Origin of the sequence: Okeania sp. SIO1H4 (assembly GCF_010672695.1) — a bacterium.
GTDB lineage: Bacteria > Cyanobacteriota > Cyanobacteriia > Cyanobacteriales > Microcoleaceae > Okeania > Okeania hirsuta.
On the sequence record NZ_JAAHGB010000024.1, the window covers coordinates 13,950 to 31,279 of the forward strand.

The following is a 17,330-nucleotide window of genomic DNA, read 5'->3' on the forward strand; positions in this document are numbered from 1 at the left end:
GCTTCAGCAACCTCTAAAACCCAATATCATCCAGAGCAACCTGAGCTGCTTCATATAATTCTTCATCAGACACATATCGCCAGTCTGTATCTCCAATTTCCTGATAAAAAGTCTGGTCATAAGCACGAGTTTGAATAACCACTGGCATCGGTACCGCATGACCTAATACCAAAGCTTGTTGTTTAGAATCCAACTTTGCTAAAACAGACCGTAAACTATGACCGCCAGAAACTCCTGTAAAAATAGAATCTATATCCTTATCATCATTTAATAGAGCTGTAATTCTTGTACCAATTTGAGACATAACTTCTGCATCTATCCCGGAAGGCCGCTGGTCTACTACCAATAAAGTTACAAAATATTTCCGCATTTCTCTAGCTATTGTTCCAAAAATAGTTGAACGTACTATTGCGGGGTCGAGAAAACGGTGAGCTTCCTCAATAGTTATAACTAATGGTTGAGGGCGATCGCTCGGATTTTTAGAACTCAAAAATTTATCAGCTTTCCGCACATAACTATTATGAATTCTGCGAGTAATCATATTAGCAGCTAACATATAAGAAAGCATATTTGATTGGGAACCAAATTCAATAATAACGTGTTTACCAGCATCCAAAGATTCTAAAATTTCTTCAATATAATTATTAGTATTTTTTGTCTGCATATATTTCAGATTATCCAGTCGCAATAACTTTCTTTGTAAAGACATTATTGAACCTTTGTGACCCCTTTTCTCATCACAAAATGTTTGGATATCTTCATTAGTCATTTCTAGCAATTGAGAAATCCAAGACTTACCAAATTCACTTCTGAGAATATTTGCACTATCAATACTTGCCTCAGATAAATTTAATTCCCGTTGCACCAACCCAATATCTTCTACCTCAATTTGGTTATAACTTAAATACAATTCTCGTGCATCTCGCACCCCTCTACGTTTAGTCGCTTCTGGGTCGAGAGTCCAAAGTTCCACTCGTTCTGGAAACAATTGTTTTAAACCTTTTACCGTATTAACTTGTTTTCCTTCCGCCATTGCTTCCCAACCATATTCAGAGTGCATATCAAAGATTAAATTTACAGCAGCTCCTTTACGAATAATCCCAGATAAAAGTAAACGAGTCAGAAAAGACTTACCTGTTCCTGACTTGCCAAAAATGCCATTACTCCGTTCTACAAATCTATCTAAATCTAAACAAACAGGTACATCCATATCAATAGGTTTACCCACAGCAAAATTGCGCCGACTCTGGTCATCTTCTCTACCAAAAACCAGACTAAAATCTCTCTCACTTGCGTCAAATACTTGGGAAAAATGACTAGGAATAGTTTTCACTGGCATTAATTTAATTTCAGCACTGGTTTGAGCTTCAAAAGATGCTAGATTTTCTATAGATTGAGATTTTTTGTTATTGCTATTATCGTTATTAGCATTGAAATATACTGGGGATTTTTCTGAAGAAATAATTAACATCAACATTGGTGCAAGTTCGATCGTGCCGTAAGTACTACCTCCAGCTAAAACAGATTGCAAAAAATCATCTGTAGGTAAAGGAGGATTAATCATTATTCGTTCGCTGGATGTTCCTAATAAAACATCAGTTAACATACAAAAAAAGTGGGCGCGTACTCCTTTTACGACCAAAAATTTACCAACCCGCATATCTTCTACTAATATGTCTGGATGTAGTCGTACTTCTAGTCCTTGACTGAGAGAACCTTGAATTACTGAACCTAATGGTTGTTCAAAATCCATATAAATTACTTAATTACTTGAGAATGCTATATCAAGTTATACCATTTTTATTAGCTATTGAGAGGAATTATATCAAGTCTGGTAGCATCGGTATTGTAAGGGTAAGGAAGAAGGAATAAAGAAGAAGGCTTTAGTTATCTAGAACAGAAGACTTAAAAGTTAGAAAAACTTAAATTTTCTGTAGATATTCACGCTAACTTTTACACAAAAGCAATTCTTATCTATCAATTTTCAATTATTTATCCCTGTTCCCTGTTTCCTGTTATTTATTTTCTGGAGATGTCTATTTGATAAATGACTCAGCATTGATGGTAGGTATTCCTGCACATAACTTTTCCGGCGTTATTGATTTGAGGTATGATATCATTCAGGATAAGAGGGCGAGCAAAAAACTTTCTCCTTCTACTCGGGGTTTCTGATTCTTTCTTCCCTCCTGACTCCTAACTTCCCCTCCTGGGAGGGACGTGGGGGTGGGTTGACTCCTAAGTAATTAGGATTAATATCATACACGTGCTTCAGCAACGCCACTTTTCCAAGTATTTTCACAAGGCAGTTCATTAGACATATGGTAAAAATCAAAAATCAAATCAATTATCACACATAAATTATCAATTCTTTCTCCCTACTGCCTACTTCCTACTGCCTATTCCCTCATTTGGTGGAGATGTCTATTTTTCAACAAAGCCATAATTAATTATTAGACATCTGGTGAAAAAGATATAAACTTTTTGCAAGAGTAGGGAACAGGGAACAGCGGTGCGACCCCCCGTTGGCGACACACGCATCTGGTAGCGCACTCCTGTGAGGGAACAGGGAACAGGGAATAGATTTTCACACCTAAGATACGAAAAATGATTTTGTAAGTTACTGTTACAACTCTAGCTTATTTTAAATAAAAAGCAAGTTTATTTTCTGGAGATATCGGCGTTGCTGATTTTAGCTATGATTTGTATTTTTTGGCGATTGCTAAACTATATTAATGACAAATATTTGAGATTCTTCAGTTTTTATTTTCATACCTTGATTCAGCAACGCCGAGATATCTATTAATTGTTGACCCTTCCATGATAAAATTCAAATTACTGACTCCTAATTTTTTAACTACCAAAACTTCATGTCTGACAAAACTTATGAATTAATTCTGCGAAACAGTCGCTTATTGCAACCAACTCAACAAACAGAAATAGTAGATATCGCCATTGATGACAGTAAAATTGTTGCTATTTCTAAGGATATTCCAGCTTTTGCCTACCAAGAACTCGATCTTCAGGGAAAATTAGTCAGTCCACCATTTGTAGAATCTCACATTCATCTAGATTCTGCTCTCACTGCCGGAGAACCACGCTGGAATCAAAGTGGTACATTATTTGAGGGTATAGAAATTTGGGGTGATCGTAAGCAAGAGTTGACACTAGAAGATGTGAAAAAACGTGCTATTGACACTCTTAAACTCCAAGCTAGACAAGGAGTATTATTTGTTAGAGCCCACATCGATGTTAGTGAACCAAAACTAACAGCATTACAAGCACTTTTAGAAGTAAAATAAATTGTCAAAGATTGGATGAATTTACAAATAGTTGCTTTTCCCCAAGATGGTATTTATAGTAAAGATGAAAACCTCTCACTTTTAGAAAAAGCTTTACAATTAGGAGTGGATGGTGTGGGTGGAATTCCTCATTATGAATTTACGAGGGAAGATGGGGTAAAATCTGTGCATAAAATCTTTGAATTGGCAGAAAAATATGACTGTTTTATCGATATTCATTGTGATGAAATAGATGACGACCAATCACGTTTTTTAGAAGTAGTTGCTGCTGATGCTATTAGAACAGGTTTAACTTCACAAGTGACTGCTAGTCATACTACTGCTTTTGGCTCTTATAATAATGCTTATGCTTTTAAATTAATGAGTTTATTAGAGAGGTCTAAAATTAATTTTATTGCTAATCCTTTAATTAATATTACTCTTCAAGGTCGTACTGATACTTATCCTAAAAGACGGGGTGTTACGCGAGTAAAAGAATTATGGCAACGAGGAATAAATGTTAGTTTTGGCCATGATTGTATACAAGATCCTTGGTATACTTTGGGTACTGGTAATATGTTGGATGTGGCTTATATGGGCGTACATATATGTCAAATGACTGGAATCAAAGAAATTGATGCTTGTTATCAAATGGTTACTTGGAATGGTGCGAAAACTTTAGGAGTAGAAGATGGGTATGGAATTAAAGTAGGAAATCCAGGCAATTTGATAGTTTTAGATGTGGATAGTTGTTTTAATGCAGTTAGGAAACGTGCTACTGTAAAATATGTATTTTGTCAGGCTAAATTATTGGCAGAGACTATTCCGAAAACAATTAAATTTACTTCTTTTACTTAAGGGAAATATTTTTGATTATACTGTAGTTATTGTGTAATGAAAAAAATCAAGAAATAGACTAGAAATTTTGTGGTAAAACTACTTAAAAAAATTGGATAATTGATGATAAATCATACATCTTTTATGATGAGAATTTCATGATTAACTCTCAAACCCTTTGTTTGTAAATTATTTAGCCTTTTTTAGAAAAAAAATGCAATTTTTTTTTCACTCCAAAAAGCTGAAAATACTCAAAATTTTAGCAAACCTAGATAGACAAAGATCAGACCATTATTCCTGCCCTCTTCTTCCCGATTTATGAGATATAAAACCTGACTTATAACCTCGACAAAAATACTTTTTCAGCAAACCCTAATTACTAATTTAATTATGAAAAATATCGAAAAATATGTGGAATGTACGGCAGAATTAATCAATTTACCATTACAGCCAGAACACCTTCCCGGTGTAGTAGAAAATCTAGAAAAAATTGCAGCGATCGCTCAATTAGTCATAGACTTTCCCCTACCACCAGAAATAGAGCAAGCACCAAAATTTGACCCAGAAAAATTAGGGAATTGATATGGCTACAAAAACTAGTGGTGGTGGATTGTAATGGTCGTGCATTGTAATTATTTTTGTTACCAGACACAGCAGTAGGAGCATCTTGCTCCCGTACTCGCGGGCAGGATGCCCGCACTAGACATTGTTGATCTGCGTATACCATTACTATGCAGAACTACCCAAAAACTTTTTTACTTTTTTACCTATTAAACCAAAATGACTATCAAATTTAATGAAATAGATGCAATAGCGATCGCCACAGCTATCAAAACAGGGGAAAGCACAGCTCAAACCATAGTAACTAAATGCTTACAACAAATTAACCAGCACAACCAAACCCTCAACTGCTTCACTGCTATTACTGCAGAAACCGCACTTAACACTGCCAAACAAATAGACACAGAAATTGCTCAAGGCAAAAATCCTGGTATCCTAGCAGGCGTGCCCTTTGCAGTCAAAAATCTCTACGACATCGCAGGTATAATAACTCTCGCTGGAGCCAAAATAAACACCAAAAACCCACCCGCAACAGTAGACGCAACCGCCGTAGCTAAACTTAAACAAGCAGGCGCTATCCTCATCGGTGCCCTCAACATGGATGAATACGCTTATGGCTTCGTCACCGAAAACAGTCACTATGGCGCAACACCAAACCCTCACGACCTCACCCGCATCTCCGGCGGTTCCTCCGGTGGATCTGCTGCTGCCGTTGCTGCTAGTTTAGTACCCATAACTCTCGGTTCCGATACCAACGGTTCTATCCGCGTACCCGCCTCCTTATGCGGTGTATTCGGATTTAAACCCACTTATGGACGCTTGTCACGAGCAGGGGTTTTTCTGTTTGCTAGTAGTTTAGACCATGTCGGACCATTTGCTCGTTCTGTAAGAGACATCGCAACAGTTCATGATGTTTTACAGGGGTCAGATATTAGAGACCCAGTTTGTACCCATCGTACTCCGGAAGCTTGTTTGCCTCAACTCAATCACAATATTGAAAGTTTACGCATTGCAGTTGCTGACGATCACTTTGCCACAGGTGGGGAGCCAGAAGTTTTCGCAGCAGTGGAACAGGTGGCGACTGCATTGGGAGTAACTCGAAGGGTGACGATACCGGAAGCACACCGAGCTAGAGCTGCTGCTTATATTATTACTGCTACGGAGGGAGCTAATTTACATTTGGATAACTTACGCACTCGCCCCCAAGATTTCGACCCGGCAACTCGTGATCGCTTTTTAGCTGGCGCTTTAATTCCCGCAGACTGGTATATTCAAGCTCAACGTTTCCGCCGTTGGTATCAAGGTTGTGTTGGAGAAATATTTAAGGAAGTAGATATTATTCTGGCTCCCACTACACCTTGTGTTGCGCCACTATTGGGGCAGGAAAAAATGACTATTGCTGGGGAGGAAGTGTTGGTGCGTCCAAATTTGGGTTTGTATACGCAACCTTTGTCTTTTATCGGTTTGCCAGTTTTGTCAGTACCCATCCGTCGTACTAATGGTTTACCTTTGGGGGTACAAATTATTGCTGCACCTTATAATGAAGCATTGATTTTACGGGTGGCAGCATTTTTGGAAATGGAACAGTTAGTAGGACTAATATCAAATCCTCCTAATTGCACATAGATCTAATAACTTCATAATCAGGATTTTAAGCTATTAGACATCTCCTATCATAAAAAATCAAATCAATGATCACACTAGATATATCAATTATTTCCCCTCCTGGGAGGGGGAGGGGCGAGGGGTGGGTTCCCTACTGCCTACAGCAAAGCTGCCTACTGCCTCATTTGGAGGAGATGTCTATTGATTGTGAGGTTATTTAACCGGATTTGATATAAATTCATAGTTTTGGGAACTAGGAAACACAAATTCATCTTAAAGTGTATCTCATTATCCTGAAAAGCAGTGCATTTGTTTGTAGTTGTGCTTGAGCACCGCCAAAATGTCAGGTAGCACTAAAGAGCAACTACGAGCTGCTATTAAGTAGTCGTCAAAATAAATTTCTTAGTTGAGAGAGGCAACAGGCAATAGGCAATAGTAGGATGTGTAATTAATTTTGCTTATGCACTTATCACCGTTATCGTTGATAGCATTTATTTCACAGGAGAAGAAACCTTTGGTGGAACTGAGTTTGCGTTAGACATTGAAAATAACACCCTTTGGAGGTATTGGTAACGACAGAGTATTGGGACAAAACAATGATGATGTGTTGATAGGTCGTCGCGATAACGATTTCTGATCAGGAGGTGCAGGTAAGGATACTCTTGAAGGTGGTATTAGTCGCGATCGCCTTAATGGTAATGCAGGAAATGACCAACTCACAGGTGGTGGTAGTATAGACAGCTTTATCTTTAATACTAAAATACTAATAATGCGTTTGCATCAGAAGATTTGAGTGTAGATACAATTACAGACTTCCAGTCTAACAAAGATATAATTCTACTTGACAAAGATACTTTTACAGAAATAACTACTGCTACGGGAGGAAATCTTGGTGGTGAGTTTGCTACTGTAACAAGTAACCCTGAGACAAGTAGTGGTATTATTGTCTATGATTCTACTACAGGTGGTTTATTCTACAATGCTAATGGTAATGCAGCAGGTTTCGGAGATTGCGCTCAATTTGCTACTCTCCTTGGTAGTCCGGATTTGACGACAGATAATTTCGTTCTCAGATAGTATGTCTACGTAGTTTTTAGCAATAGTGGAACTATTGGGAGATAGAGAAGACAAGGGAGACATAGTTATCAAAAAACTTTTTGCTTCTTCTGGGAGGCAACTCGCTATTCTCTATCTTTTTCCTGTTTTTGGTTTCCTGTAAATCTGGTTAAAACCACGATTTTCACGTTGTTAGTTTACGAAGTATGGCGCTAGGCAAAACAACCACATTGCTAGTACTGTAACGTAGTACGTATAAAGCAGCAATCCACGCTTACGGTGCTAATTGCCACTACCTTCTCCGGTCAAAAGATTATTGAGGCTACTTTTTAAGTTCTTGGTTAATTATAACACATTTTTTTGACACCGAAATTTTACTATGATTTATAAGTTATACCAAATCCGATGACTATAGACCACAATATATTATTGAGAAAACCTTGATATATATGAATTGTAGTTAACTTATTTGTGGTCTAGCTAAACTGGATTTGGTATTATTAAGTAGTTGACTACTCCAGGAACTAAAGTCACGGAAATTCTTAGAATAAATATTGATTATTTGACTAAAAACATTGATGTTTTTGCCTCTTATTTAAAAAAAAATTAGGCTATTTTTGAACTAAAAAAATGTTTAAATATCACTCATTAAACTTAAAATCTTAGCTTAAAGGTAGAAAGCAAAAGTTATATCATGTCCGGTAGCATCGGTATTGTATAGCAAGGGTAGGGAACACCGGAGCTGGGAACAGGGAACAGGCAAGAATACTTAAGAGCAAGAAAAAAACTTAAATTTCCTGTAGATATTCACCTTTGGGTTTACACGAACGCGCCCCAGCGGACATGATATTATTTATTCCATTAAAAAGTAAAAAGTTATATAATATCAATACCCAGAATAATTATCGAATTAACATTATAATATTTTTATTACTGTAAACTAAGGCCGCCTAATTTAAAGCCAAAATATTGAATCTCAAAGAGTATAAATCCCTTGAGAAATAAAACCAGTATCATAGGTCACTTTATTTGAGTTTTTACGGCCTACACTTTCATCCTTTATCAACAATTAATGGGAGGGTTGAGAAGAGGTTATGCTAGTCAAACGTTGACAAATTTTACTGAAACTTTAGAAGCGTTTGTTACAGGAATTTCTTACAACTTTTTTTGTTTGCTGCAAGAGCATCAAGATGTTTTTGCAGAGCATAAAGCGAATCTGGGATTTGTTTGAGGATAGACTCAGGTATAATCTGCTTGTGATCAGAGATTGAAGTGATTTTATTTTACTTTTTTCCAAAAGTCCAGGTATCATTGATAGTCAATCAGTAAAAACCACAGAGATTGTTTGTAGTGGGTTAAGAAAGTGGACATTGGTGGCGGAGGATGTATAGCTTGTCAACTGCTACCATTTTTTTCTTTTAATTCTACTCATATCATAATCTACACTATTTGTCGCCATTGTTTAGATAATTGATATAAATCTGTGAGTTTAAACCATACTTAGTATAATTAATATTTACCCACCTGAATATTTTAAGTGTAAGTCCCACTAGATTAATGCTCAAAAAAGAATTAAGAAGCTCGCTGTTAAAAAAACGTCAGTCTATGTCGGAGACAGAATGGAGGGAAAAGAGCGATCGCCTTTGCCACCACTTACAAAATTACTCCCTATTTCAAAAAGCTCAAACTGTTTTAGCCTACTTTAGTTTCCGTCAAGAAGTAGACCTTAGTTTATTATTTACAAATAATCGAGAAAATTCAACAGTTTCTAATAAAAATTGGGGATTTCCACGGTGTGTCAAAAAAACTCTATCTTGGCATATTTGGCAACCTGAAAGTTATTTACAAAAAGGCATTTATGGTATCTTAGAACCAGAATCAAATGCACCATTATTACATTCATCAGAAGTAGATTTAATTTTAATTCCTGCTGTTGCTTGTGATCTAAATGGTTATCGTTTAGGCTATGGTGGTGGTTTTTATGACCGGATGTTAAGTTCTGAAGAATGGGCATCAAAACCTACTATAGGAATTGTATTTGAATTTGCTTATTTACAACAATTACCAATAGATCCTTGGGATAGACCTCTAAGTGCCGTTTGTACAGAAAATGGTGTAAAATAGATAGTGTATAATAGGCAATAGGCATCTTCATGGAGGAGTCAGGAGTCAGGAGTCAGGAGTTAGGAGTTAAGAGGAAAAAAATAAGTAACAAAAGAAGAAGAAAGTTTTTGTTAGTGTAAGCAGAACGGAGTTCTATATAAGTCCAAGTAGTGTCATAATTAACTTATTTGCTCAATGATTATATGTTAGTTCCTAAATTGAAAATTTTTTCCTTCTTCTTTATTGTTTGTTATTTGTTGGTGACCCCTACTTTAGCAATTCAGACAAAAGATGGTACAGTTTATTTTGCTCAACCACCTCGCCTAGTTAAGGCAGTGACTACCCGTAGTGAAACCTATGTTTGGAGTGCAACCTATTACTTTACTCTCAGTTTATTGCCTGATGCTGGAGTGCCATTGGAACGAGTAACAATTACCAAAACTGAAGGATCTGGCAATATCCGATATAACCCAAAGAAAATTATTGCCTTTGAAGGAACTCATCGCCAGAAAGGACAGCAACTGGCAGTTGAGGAAGTGGCGATCAATCGGGAAACTAATACTGTCTCAGTAACCTTTAACCCTCCAGTACCTCCAGGCAAAACTTTTACTATAGGTTTGCGTCCAGTGCGGACTCCTAAGTATGGGGGTATATATTTATTTGGGGTGACAGCTTTTCCTGTGGGAGAAAAATCATCTGGTCATTTTCTTGGCTATGGTAGACTTCATTTTTATGACAGTTCTAATAGTTATGATTAAAAGATATTACTAAAAATTATAGAATGGTGAAAGCAGTTATCTTATTATCAGGAGGATTAGATTCCTCAACGGTTTTGTACCAAGCAAAAGCAGATGGTTGTCAATGTTATGCTATTTCTTTTGACTACCAACAACGCCATCGTCGAGAATTAGACTCAGCCAAAAAAATTGCTGAAAGTGTTGGTGTAGTAGAACATCATGTTGTTAGTTTTGACCTCAGACTATGGGGAGGATCAGCATTAACTGATAATCAAATTGATTTACCAAACGATCGCTCTGTTGAGGAAATGTCGCAAAATATCCCTATTACTTATGTTCCAGCGCGTAATACTATTTTTCTGAGTTTTGCCCTCGCTTATGCTGAAGTTGTCAATGCGAGTCGGGTTTATATTGGGGTGAATGCTTTAGACTATTCGGGTTATCCTGACTGTCGCCCAGACTATATTCAGGCCATGCAAGAAGTGTTTCGCCTGGGAACTAAACAGGGGAGGGAGGGTGAAGCGATCGCTATTGTTTCCCCACTTATTGATATGAAAAAGACCGAAATTATTCAATTAGGGAATAATTTAGGAGTACCTTGGGAAAAAACTTGGTCATGTTATGCAGGTGAAGAAAAACCTTGTGGTGTATGTGATTCTTGTCGCTTGCGGTTAGCTGCTTTCCAGGAGTTGGGATTAAAAGATCCATTGTCTGATTAAAAATCTTTGTTCATAGTAGTACGCGCTGGTATATTTACAAATTGCCGGAATGGCTAATTGCTGATTATCTGTATCTAGTCAGCTTTTTTCCTACTCCCTGAATGTAGCGCTATAGTTCCTGTTTCAGGGAGTTGATAGTTTTGTTGCGAATATCGCAATAGAAGTTTTTACTTACAGCGGTTTTCATTTCGGTAGACCACACTAGGGACCTTCCATGGAAGGTCTCTACTGGGTTTTGATTGTGACGTCAGGTCATCAATCAGCAAAAGCGCTGTAGGAATTTCCCAGAAATCAACTATCTGAGAGTATTGACATACTCCCGACGCTCCCCTACGGGAGAGCGCGGGATTCTTCAGTCAGATAAGCCCTGACTGCAGTTTTAACAGAGGTGATGTCCTCCCCCTGTGTTGATAACAATCCTATTTTTTGTATTAGTAGTGCTGAGTTATAGTCTCTGTCTAGTTCCTGTCCACATTTAGGGCAGGAATGCCAACGCTCAAATAAGCTTTTCGATACTTTATTCAAGCATTCCCAGCAATGTTGAGACGTACCTTTTGGGTCTACTTTGATAATTCTCTTGCCTAGTTTCCAGGCAACATACTCTAAAACCTGAACAAACTGACCAAACGCTGCATCTTGCAAAGACTTATTTAATCCTGACTTAGCTGATTGGCCATTAGGCAAAAACTGACCATTACTTCCTAATTTAGCTTTGCAACGTCGGAGTAAGTTTGCTGTAAGTAGGTCTTCAAGGAATATCACCCTTACATCACTAAACAAATGATCAGCAAGTTTGAATTGCCAGTCCAGTCGTTGTCTAGCTATCAACTGATGCAGTTTAGCTATTTTGCGTTTGAGAATTTTCCAAGACTTAGAATGTTTTTGTTTTTTTAGTTAATCTGACCTGTAGTTTAGACAACCGATATTCAGAGAGCCTGAAAAATTTAGGAACTTCTATAAACTCACCATCACTGGTAACAACATAGTGCAACAATCCTAAATCAATACATGCATGAGTTATCTTCGGTGGGTTGAATTTCTACAACCTCATAAGGTACCGTCTTATCTTCTATCGTGAAGCTAATATACCATCCGTCTGCTTCACGGATTACTGTACCTGTCTTAACTTTGAATCCTGTTGGTATTGGACGATTGTATACTAAAGCGACTAAGCCAATTTTTGGCAGATTTACACAAAAACGACCGTTGGCATTTTTGACAATATTTGCATTTGATAGTTGAGGATAACTAAAAGAGTTATAGTAATGCCTACCTTTGAATTTAGGTCTACCACTGGTTTTACCTTTTTTGTCGGGTTTGCTAAAGTTATCCATAGTAGTTTGTACTCTTTGGATAACATCTTGCAGGACCTGAGAGTGTATAGACTTGTATTCCCGAAATAGCTTTTTAGTTTGTGCTAAGTCCGCCAATTGAACAGTCTCCCACAAAACATAACCATTGACTAAATTCGGATGTTGATCCCCTTTCCTTGTTATGGGATTACCATCACTGTCTTTTTTCCTGCCATCTCCAAAATGCACTCTAAATTCGGGGATATTTTGATAAATCCGTTCTATTGGCACTACTGAAACATTAAGTGGACAAGCATTGACTGGTGTGCGCGTTGCTTCAAACCAGTTTAACCTTTCAGCTAAACGGTAATTATATTGTCGTCGAGCTAATTCTAACCAATTAGCTATAATTACCCCTTGCCTTTTATGTGGCTTGAGCTTGTACTTATATTTCAGGAGCATGGCAGAATCGACCTTTATATCTACAATTAGGTAGTATATCAAAAATAAGGGCAAACCACACAGACAACGCCCGGATATCCCATACGACGCTCCCCAAGGGGAGAGCGCGGGACTTCCCGCCGGGGGAGTTAAAAAATAAAAACAAAAAAAATATAGGCGGATTAACTAATTGAATCTGTCAAATTCTACCAATTTCCCTTAAAATTTTATTAACGGCTATTACAATTTTATTAAAAAATAATACTGTTTTAGATTTTTGTGTTTTAATTTTCCTCTTTTAAACACAAAATAATTCTTCAACTTTGTTATCACTAAATATTGTAATTGTCAAGACAAAAACTTTTATAGTTTTGAATTATGGAATGGCAAGAAAATTCTGGTAATTGGGTACTAATACCTTCTCACCCCAAAGCAGTCATACATTTTTTGGGAGGAGCGTTTGTTGCAACTGCACCCAATGTAACTTATCGGTGGTTATTGGAAATGCTAGCAAATCAAGGATATGCAGTAATAGCGACTCCTTTTGTCAATACTTTAGATCATTTAGCAATGGCTAAAAATGTTCTCAGCAGTTTTGATAGCTGTCTCAATCTTATTTATGCTCAAAGAATACTGCGAAAAAAAAGTCTACCTATATATGGCATTGGGCATAGCATGGGATGTAAGTTACATTTACTGATAGGTAGCTTATTTTCTCTAGAAAGAGCTGGAAATATTTTGATATCTTTTAATAATTCTGCAGCTCGTGATGCAATACCCTTGGTGGAACAGATATCTCCTGTGATAAAAGTAGAATTTACTCCATCTCCTAAGATTACAAACCGCCTAATTCAAAAGCGTTATCAAATTCGGCGCAATTTATTGATTAAATTTAAAGACGATGATATAGATCAAACTCTTCGTTTGAGTGATTTGTTGAGATTACGTTTTCCCGATCTGGTGACAGTTAAAAGATTAAATGGAAATCATTTAACACCTTTGGGCCAAGATATAAATTGGCCTGTAGGAAAAGTATATACTCCTATAGATGCGATCGGTCAATGGCTCAAACAAGAAGTTTATCGAGACCTCAATCAACTTAAACGTGAAATTTTGCTTTGGCTCAATCCATTGGCACAAATCTCATAGCTTTACACTCACACATTTTAGATTTAGCTGTTACTATCAGAAGTTTGATTTTGTTCTTTGGGGTATGGCCAATAATCTTTACTAATTAACAAACAATTCCGATTTTCGGATGTGCTACGGGTATAACTAATATTGTCTGCTATGGCATACATAAGTTTTATACCCCGTCCACCAGGAGCAAACATATCTGTTTGAGCTGGTTGTGCTTTTAACCATTCTTCCAAGTCAAAAGGCGGACCACAATCCCAAATTCTAATTTCTGTGTGGTCACTGAATATTGTAACTTCAATGTCTATAAGTGTTTCTCTAGATAAATCTCTATGGGCATGGCGGGCTGCATTAGTAAAACCTTCAGCCAAAGCCAGCTCACACTGTAGCCAAACTGTTTTCGGAATAGCTGCTTGATATAATTGTTCAAACCATGACAAAACTTTGTCGTTTTCTCTAAGGTCTGAACTAACTTGTAAAAAAGCACTATGTTTCGTAGGTAATTTATCAGATCCTTTGACTTTATTCACACTTACTGTCTTAAATTTATTACATAATATTTTAGGTATATCCTAAGCTATATTGTAAAGTATGTGTATAAAATTTATGTAAATAATTAAAAAAAATGAAGAAAGTTGATGAAAAAAGGGATTCGATCCCAATGTAAGATTGAAGACCACTAATTTTTAAAAGGCGTGGGAGAATTAAACCCAATATCTGCAAAATGAAGGAATTAAGAAAAGACAAAAAATATTAGCACTTTACTTATATCCTTCCTCCTGCTTCATTCAAATGAAGCGAGTGAAATAAAAACTCCTGTTGGTCTACTCACTTTTATGTTGGCTTTAGCCGAAACAGTGAATTGTTGAACTGAGTGCATGATGTATAAAATTTTGGTTATTGATGATGATATTGCCATTCAGGAATTGCTCAAAAGAGTTCTCCAGAAACAGGGTTATGAAGTGACGGTAGCAAGTAATGGTGAAGATGGTTTTCAACAGGCACAAAATTTACAACCTGCTTTGATTATCTGTGACTGGGTCATGCCACGACTCACAGGAATAGAGGTATGCAGCCGAGTTAAAACAAATTCTGAACTATCTACTACTTTCTTCATTTTATTAACTTCTTTAGGAACGGTTCAAGATCGAGTTAAGGGTCTGGACGCAGGTGCTGATGACTTTATTTCTAAACCAATAGAAATGAGTGAATTGACCGCCAGGGTCAGAGCAGGGTTACGATTACATCAGCTATCTCAAGACTTACAAACCCAAAAGCGACTATTAGAAGCAGAATTAGCTGAAGCTGCTGATTATGTGCGCTCTCTTCTACCAGAACCCTTAATGGAACCAGTAAAAGTTGAATCACAGTTTATTCCTTCCCACAAATTAGGAGGAGACTGCTTTGATTATTATTGGCTAGACGAAAATTACTTGGCTATGTATTTACTGGATGTAGCTGGCCATGGTTTACGGGCAGCACTTCCTTCTGTGTCAGTTTTGAATTTATTAAGGTCGAAGGCAATACCGAATATAGATTACCATCAACCTAGTGATGTACTTAGAGCTTTAAATAATACTTACCAGATGACCTATCAAAATGACAAATACTTTACAATCTGGTATGGGGTGTATAATCGCTCTGAAAATCAACTGGTATATGCAAGTGCAGGTCATCCTCCGGCTGTTTTAATCTTAGGTAATGGTCAGCCTAGTCAGGTGAATAAGTTGAAAACTCCAGGAGTACCTATTGGTATGTTTCCAGATGTGACTTATGTTGATAATTCTTGTTTAGTTGAGAAGTTAAGTTCTCTGTATATCTTTAGTGATGGTGTTTATGAAATTCCTCAACCTGGAGGAGAAATCTGGGGTATAGATAACTTTATCGATCTAATTTTAGAGTACCATAAATACGGTTATTTTCATCTAGATAAGATATTAAACTATGTGCGAGATTTGAATTGTGGTCATGCCTTTAGTGATGATTTTTCTTTACTAAAAATTATTTTTGGTTAGCTTGCTGATATAAGCTAAGAGACATTTAGGTTTTATGTTCTTTGTTAAGGGTTAAGGGTTCCCTTTGATCAAGAAGTTCTATAGTTTAAATGTTCAAAAGCTTATATCAGGTGTGATAAATATTTGTTAAAAATACTTAGGGTGTTTGTAGTAGTCTGTCAAGATAGTTTTGAGGGGTCATATTACCCAAAAAACATTACCCAAAAATCACAGTTACAAAAATCTATCCATCACTTCAAAGTTGACAGACCACTAATAGTTTGCAGATATGCCTTCAGTAAAATCTGCCTTTAGTAACATCTTTGATTATGTAGAAACAGCTAATTTTTTTGCCAATATCTGTCGAAAGCCAAATGGTCAATTAATTTATATTGGTGGTCAAAAAGCTAATCCTGAAAATGCTATTAAGATACCTGCAATAGCTGAATAGGGAACTGGATATGTTGCTGAAAACGGAAATATTATCTATATTGTAACAGGTGCTACTTTAAGTATTGTAGAAAATGGTAAGACTATCAGTGAAGAACAAATAACCTATGTGTGTAGTCAATTTTTTGAAAAAGTATGTCAAGAGAGATAGTAGCTCTATTGATTTTTATTTCAAGAAAGTTTAATTCGCCTCCCTTGCCAGATATGCTTTTTATTGAATCATAGAAATTTAATTATTAAATTTTGCTTCTATGTTGTATCATGGAATCCATTAATTAATTTATCGGAGAACTAAACTGTGAATTTTGTTAAGACTAATCAACAGCTCTTAAAGTTAGGACTGTTGACAATTACTACATTCTTTTTATATACATTTTTAGCAAAAGCTCTAGCAGATCATAACAATCTAGAAACAGAGCAAGGAACTATATTATTAGCTGAACTTCCCCGGAATAATCGGCGTATTTGTCTTCAACGTGGAGACAACTGGTCTGAAGTAAATTATTTTGAATCCAAGAACTATTTTGCCAATATTTGTCGTCAACCAAATGGTAAATTAATGTTAGTTGCAGGCAGAAAATCTAATCCGAATCAAGTTTTAGAGTTACCTGTAGAATTTAATCAAGGATATGCTGCAATTGATGGAAATAAAACTTTCAGAGTGAATGATGGTTCTTTTAGTCTAGCAATCAATGGTCTGGTCGTGAAGAGAGAAGAAATTACTTATCAACAACAATAAAACTAGGTATTGTTGATTTGCGATTGAAGCAAAAATTAAAAATTAAGATGTTAGAGTAATTATTTCCTCTATTCATTATGATAAATCAATACAAACAGTCTCTAATATATTTCGGTGGTCCTGTATATGTAGTGATAAAATTGTGGTCAGGCGATATAGCTGCTGCTAGTCTCCCCCTCTCATGTAGCGCAGCGAAACGCTTCATTTAGTTTCTATATCAATTGCTAATCAGAGCCATTGTTTGTGATTTTTATGGTCAACAAATGACTACATTTCATTACATTGGATTATGAGTTTACCCAGTTTTTTCTTAGTATATTTAATAGACCGAGAAACTTCAGCATACTTATTATTAACGTAATTCTGGAACCATTTTTTCGA

Annotated in this window: 18 protein-coding genes; 13 read left to right on the forward strand and 5 right to left on the reverse strand. The window is 36.5% G+C overall.

What is annotated here, in order from left to right; genetic code table 11:
* Positions 1-13: 13 nt before the first annotated feature.
* Both F6K06_RS17255 and F6K06_RS17260 read right to left on the reverse strand, forming a co-directional pair.
* On the reverse strand, positions 14-1,753 hold the full coding sequence (locus F6K06_RS17255; RefSeq protein ID WP_124147342.1) for an ATP-binding protein: 1,740 nt from the start codon (positions 1,751-1,753) through the stop codon (positions 14-16).
* A 402-nt stretch (positions 1,754-2,155) separates the two neighbouring features.
* Complete coding sequence (locus F6K06_RS17260) at positions 2,156-2,299, reverse strand: hypothetical protein (protein WP_161564721.1); 144 nt, start codon at positions 2,297-2,299, stop codon at positions 2,156-2,158.
* 568 nt (positions 2,300-2,867) lie between these two features.
* On the opposite strand from F6K06_RS17260, the gene F6K06_RS34040 reads away from it, so the two are divergent.
* The 9 genes from F6K06_RS34040 to queC all read left to right on the forward strand — a co-directional run bounded on the left by F6K06_RS34040 (position 2,868) and on the right by queC (position 10,896).
* Complete coding sequence (locus F6K06_RS34040; RefSeq protein ID WP_338043262.1) at positions 2,868-3,299, forward strand: amidohydrolase family protein; 432 nt, start codon at positions 2,868-2,870, stop codon at positions 3,297-3,299.
* 15 nt (positions 3,300-3,314) lie between these two features.
* A complete protein-coding gene (locus F6K06_RS34045) occupies positions 3,315-4,136 on the forward strand; it encodes an amidohydrolase family protein (RefSeq protein ID WP_338043261.1) in 822 nt (273 codons plus the stop codon).
* A 369-nt stretch (positions 4,137-4,505) separates the two neighbouring features.
* On the forward strand, positions 4,506-4,697 hold the full coding sequence (locus F6K06_RS17270; RefSeq protein ID WP_124147341.1) for a DUF4089 domain-containing protein: 192 nt from the start codon (positions 4,506-4,508) through the stop codon (positions 4,695-4,697).
* Positions 4,698-4,895: 198 nt separating this feature from the next.
* On the forward strand, positions 4,896-6,302 hold the full coding sequence (locus F6K06_RS17275; protein ID WP_124147340.1) for an AtzE family amidohydrolase: 1,407 nt from the start codon (positions 4,896-4,898) through the stop codon (positions 6,300-6,302).
* 652 nt (positions 6,303-6,954) lie between these two features.
* A complete protein-coding gene (locus F6K06_RS17285; RefSeq protein WP_161564723.1) occupies positions 6,955-7,074 on the forward strand; it encodes a hypothetical protein in 120 nt (39 codons plus the stop codon).
* The gene (locus tag F6K06_RS17290) at positions 7,071-7,358 is read left to right on the forward strand and encodes a hypothetical protein (protein ID WP_124147339.1); all 288 of its coding nucleotides are present in this window, start codon (positions 7,071-7,073) and stop codon (positions 7,356-7,358) included. Before F6K06_RS17285 ends, F6K06_RS17290 begins: the two co-directional genes overlap by 4 nt.
* Positions 7,359-8,894: 1,536 nt before the next feature.
* The gene (locus F6K06_RS17295; protein WP_124147338.1) at positions 8,895-9,461 is read left to right on the forward strand and encodes a 5-formyltetrahydrofolate cyclo-ligase; all 567 of its coding nucleotides are present in this window, start codon (positions 8,895-8,897) and stop codon (positions 9,459-9,461) included.
* Positions 9,462-9,643: 182 nt separating this feature from the next.
* Positions 9,644-10,198 (forward strand): DUF2808 domain-containing protein, encoded by a 555-nt coding sequence (locus F6K06_RS17300; protein WP_124147337.1) that lies wholly within the window; start codon positions 9,644-9,646, stop codon positions 10,196-10,198.
* Positions 10,199-10,224: 26 nt separating this feature from the next.
* Positions 10,225-10,896 (forward strand): 7-cyano-7-deazaguanine synthase QueC, encoded by a 672-nt coding sequence (gene queC, locus F6K06_RS17305; RefSeq protein WP_124147370.1) that lies wholly within the window; start codon positions 10,225-10,227, stop codon positions 10,894-10,896.
* A 330-nt stretch (positions 10,897-11,226) separates the two neighbouring features.
* Here queC and F6K06_RS17310 read toward each other — a convergent pair whose 3' ends face one another.
* A complete protein-coding gene (locus F6K06_RS17310) occupies positions 11,227-11,724 on the reverse strand; it encodes a zinc ribbon domain-containing protein (RefSeq protein ID WP_240039178.1) in 498 nt (165 codons plus the stop codon).
* 173 nt (positions 11,725-11,897) lie between these two features.
* A complete protein-coding gene (locus F6K06_RS17315) occupies positions 11,898-12,650 on the reverse strand; it encodes a helix-turn-helix domain-containing protein (RefSeq protein ID WP_124147335.1) in 753 nt (250 codons plus the stop codon).
* Positions 12,651-13,007: 357 nt separating this feature from the next.
* Between F6K06_RS17315 and F6K06_RS17320 the strand changes: the two genes are divergently transcribed.
* Positions 13,008-13,778, forward strand: coding sequence for a DUF1350 family protein (locus F6K06_RS17320; RefSeq protein ID WP_124147334.1), 771 nt, complete (start codon positions 13,008-13,010; stop codon positions 13,776-13,778).
* Positions 13,779-13,801: 23 nt separating this feature from the next.
* On the opposite strand, the gene F6K06_RS17325 is transcribed toward F6K06_RS17320, so the two are convergent.
* Positions 13,802-14,296: an ATP-binding protein gene (locus F6K06_RS17325; protein ID WP_124147333.1), complete on the reverse strand. Its 495-nt coding sequence runs from the start codon at positions 14,294-14,296 to the stop codon at positions 13,802-13,804.
* Positions 14,297-14,647: 351 nt separating this feature from the next.
* Here F6K06_RS17325 and F6K06_RS17330 point away from each other — a divergent pair, with 351 nt between their 5' ends.
* The 3 genes from F6K06_RS17330 to F6K06_RS17340 all read left to right on the forward strand — a co-directional run bounded on the left by F6K06_RS17330 (position 14,648) and on the right by F6K06_RS17340 (position 16,949).
* Positions 14,648-15,781, forward strand: coding sequence for a PP2C family protein-serine/threonine phosphatase (locus F6K06_RS17330; protein WP_124147369.1), 1,134 nt, complete (start codon positions 14,648-14,650; stop codon positions 15,779-15,781).
* Between the two features lie 268 nt (positions 15,782-16,049).
* Positions 16,050-16,211: a hypothetical protein gene (locus tag F6K06_RS17335; RefSeq protein WP_161564718.1), complete on the forward strand. Its 162-nt coding sequence runs from the start codon at positions 16,050-16,052 to the stop codon at positions 16,209-16,211.
* A gap of 297 nt (positions 16,212-16,508) precedes the next feature.
* On the forward strand, positions 16,509-16,949 hold the full coding sequence (locus tag F6K06_RS17340) for a hypothetical protein (RefSeq protein ID WP_124147332.1): 441 nt from the start codon (positions 16,509-16,511) through the stop codon (positions 16,947-16,949).
* Positions 16,950-17,330 lie beyond the last annotated feature (381 nt).

Coding starts and splice junctions, on each gene's coding strand:
- F6K06_RS17255 (WP_124147342.1), bottom strand. CDS start 1,753: ATGGATTTTGAACAACCATTAGGTTCAGTAATTCAAGGTTCTCTCAGT.
- F6K06_RS34040 (WP_338043262.1), top strand. CDS start 2,868: ATGTCTGACAAAACTTATGAATTAATTCTGCGAAACAGTCGCTTATTG.
- F6K06_RS34045 (WP_338043261.1), top strand. CDS start 3,315: ATGAATTTACAAATAGTTGCTTTTCCCCAAGATGGTATTTATAGTAAA.
- F6K06_RS17270 (WP_124147341.1), top strand. CDS start 4,506: ATGAAAAATATCGAAAAATATGTGGAATGTACGGCAGAATTAATCAAT.
- F6K06_RS17275 (WP_124147340.1), top strand. CDS start 4,896: ATGACTATCAAATTTAATGAAATAGATGCAATAGCGATCGCCACAGCT.
- F6K06_RS17295 (WP_124147338.1), top strand. CDS start 8,895: ATGCTCAAAAAAGAATTAAGAAGCTCGCTGTTAAAAAAACGTCAGTCT.
- F6K06_RS17300 (WP_124147337.1), top strand. CDS start 9,644: ATGTTAGTTCCTAAATTGAAAATTTTTTCCTTCTTCTTTATTGTTTGT.
- F6K06_RS17315 (WP_124147335.1), bottom strand. CDS start 12,650: ATGCTCCTGAAATATAAGTACAAGCTCAAGCCACATAAAAGGCAAGGG.
- F6K06_RS17320 (WP_124147334.1), top strand. CDS start 13,008: ATGGAATGGCAAGAAAATTCTGGTAATTGGGTACTAATACCTTCTCAC.
- F6K06_RS17330 (WP_124147369.1), top strand. CDS start 14,648: ATGTATAAAATTTTGGTTATTGATGATGATATTGCCATTCAGGAATTG.
- F6K06_RS17335 (WP_161564718.1), top strand. CDS start 16,050: ATGCCTTCAGTAAAATCTGCCTTTAGTAACATCTTTGATTATGTAGAA.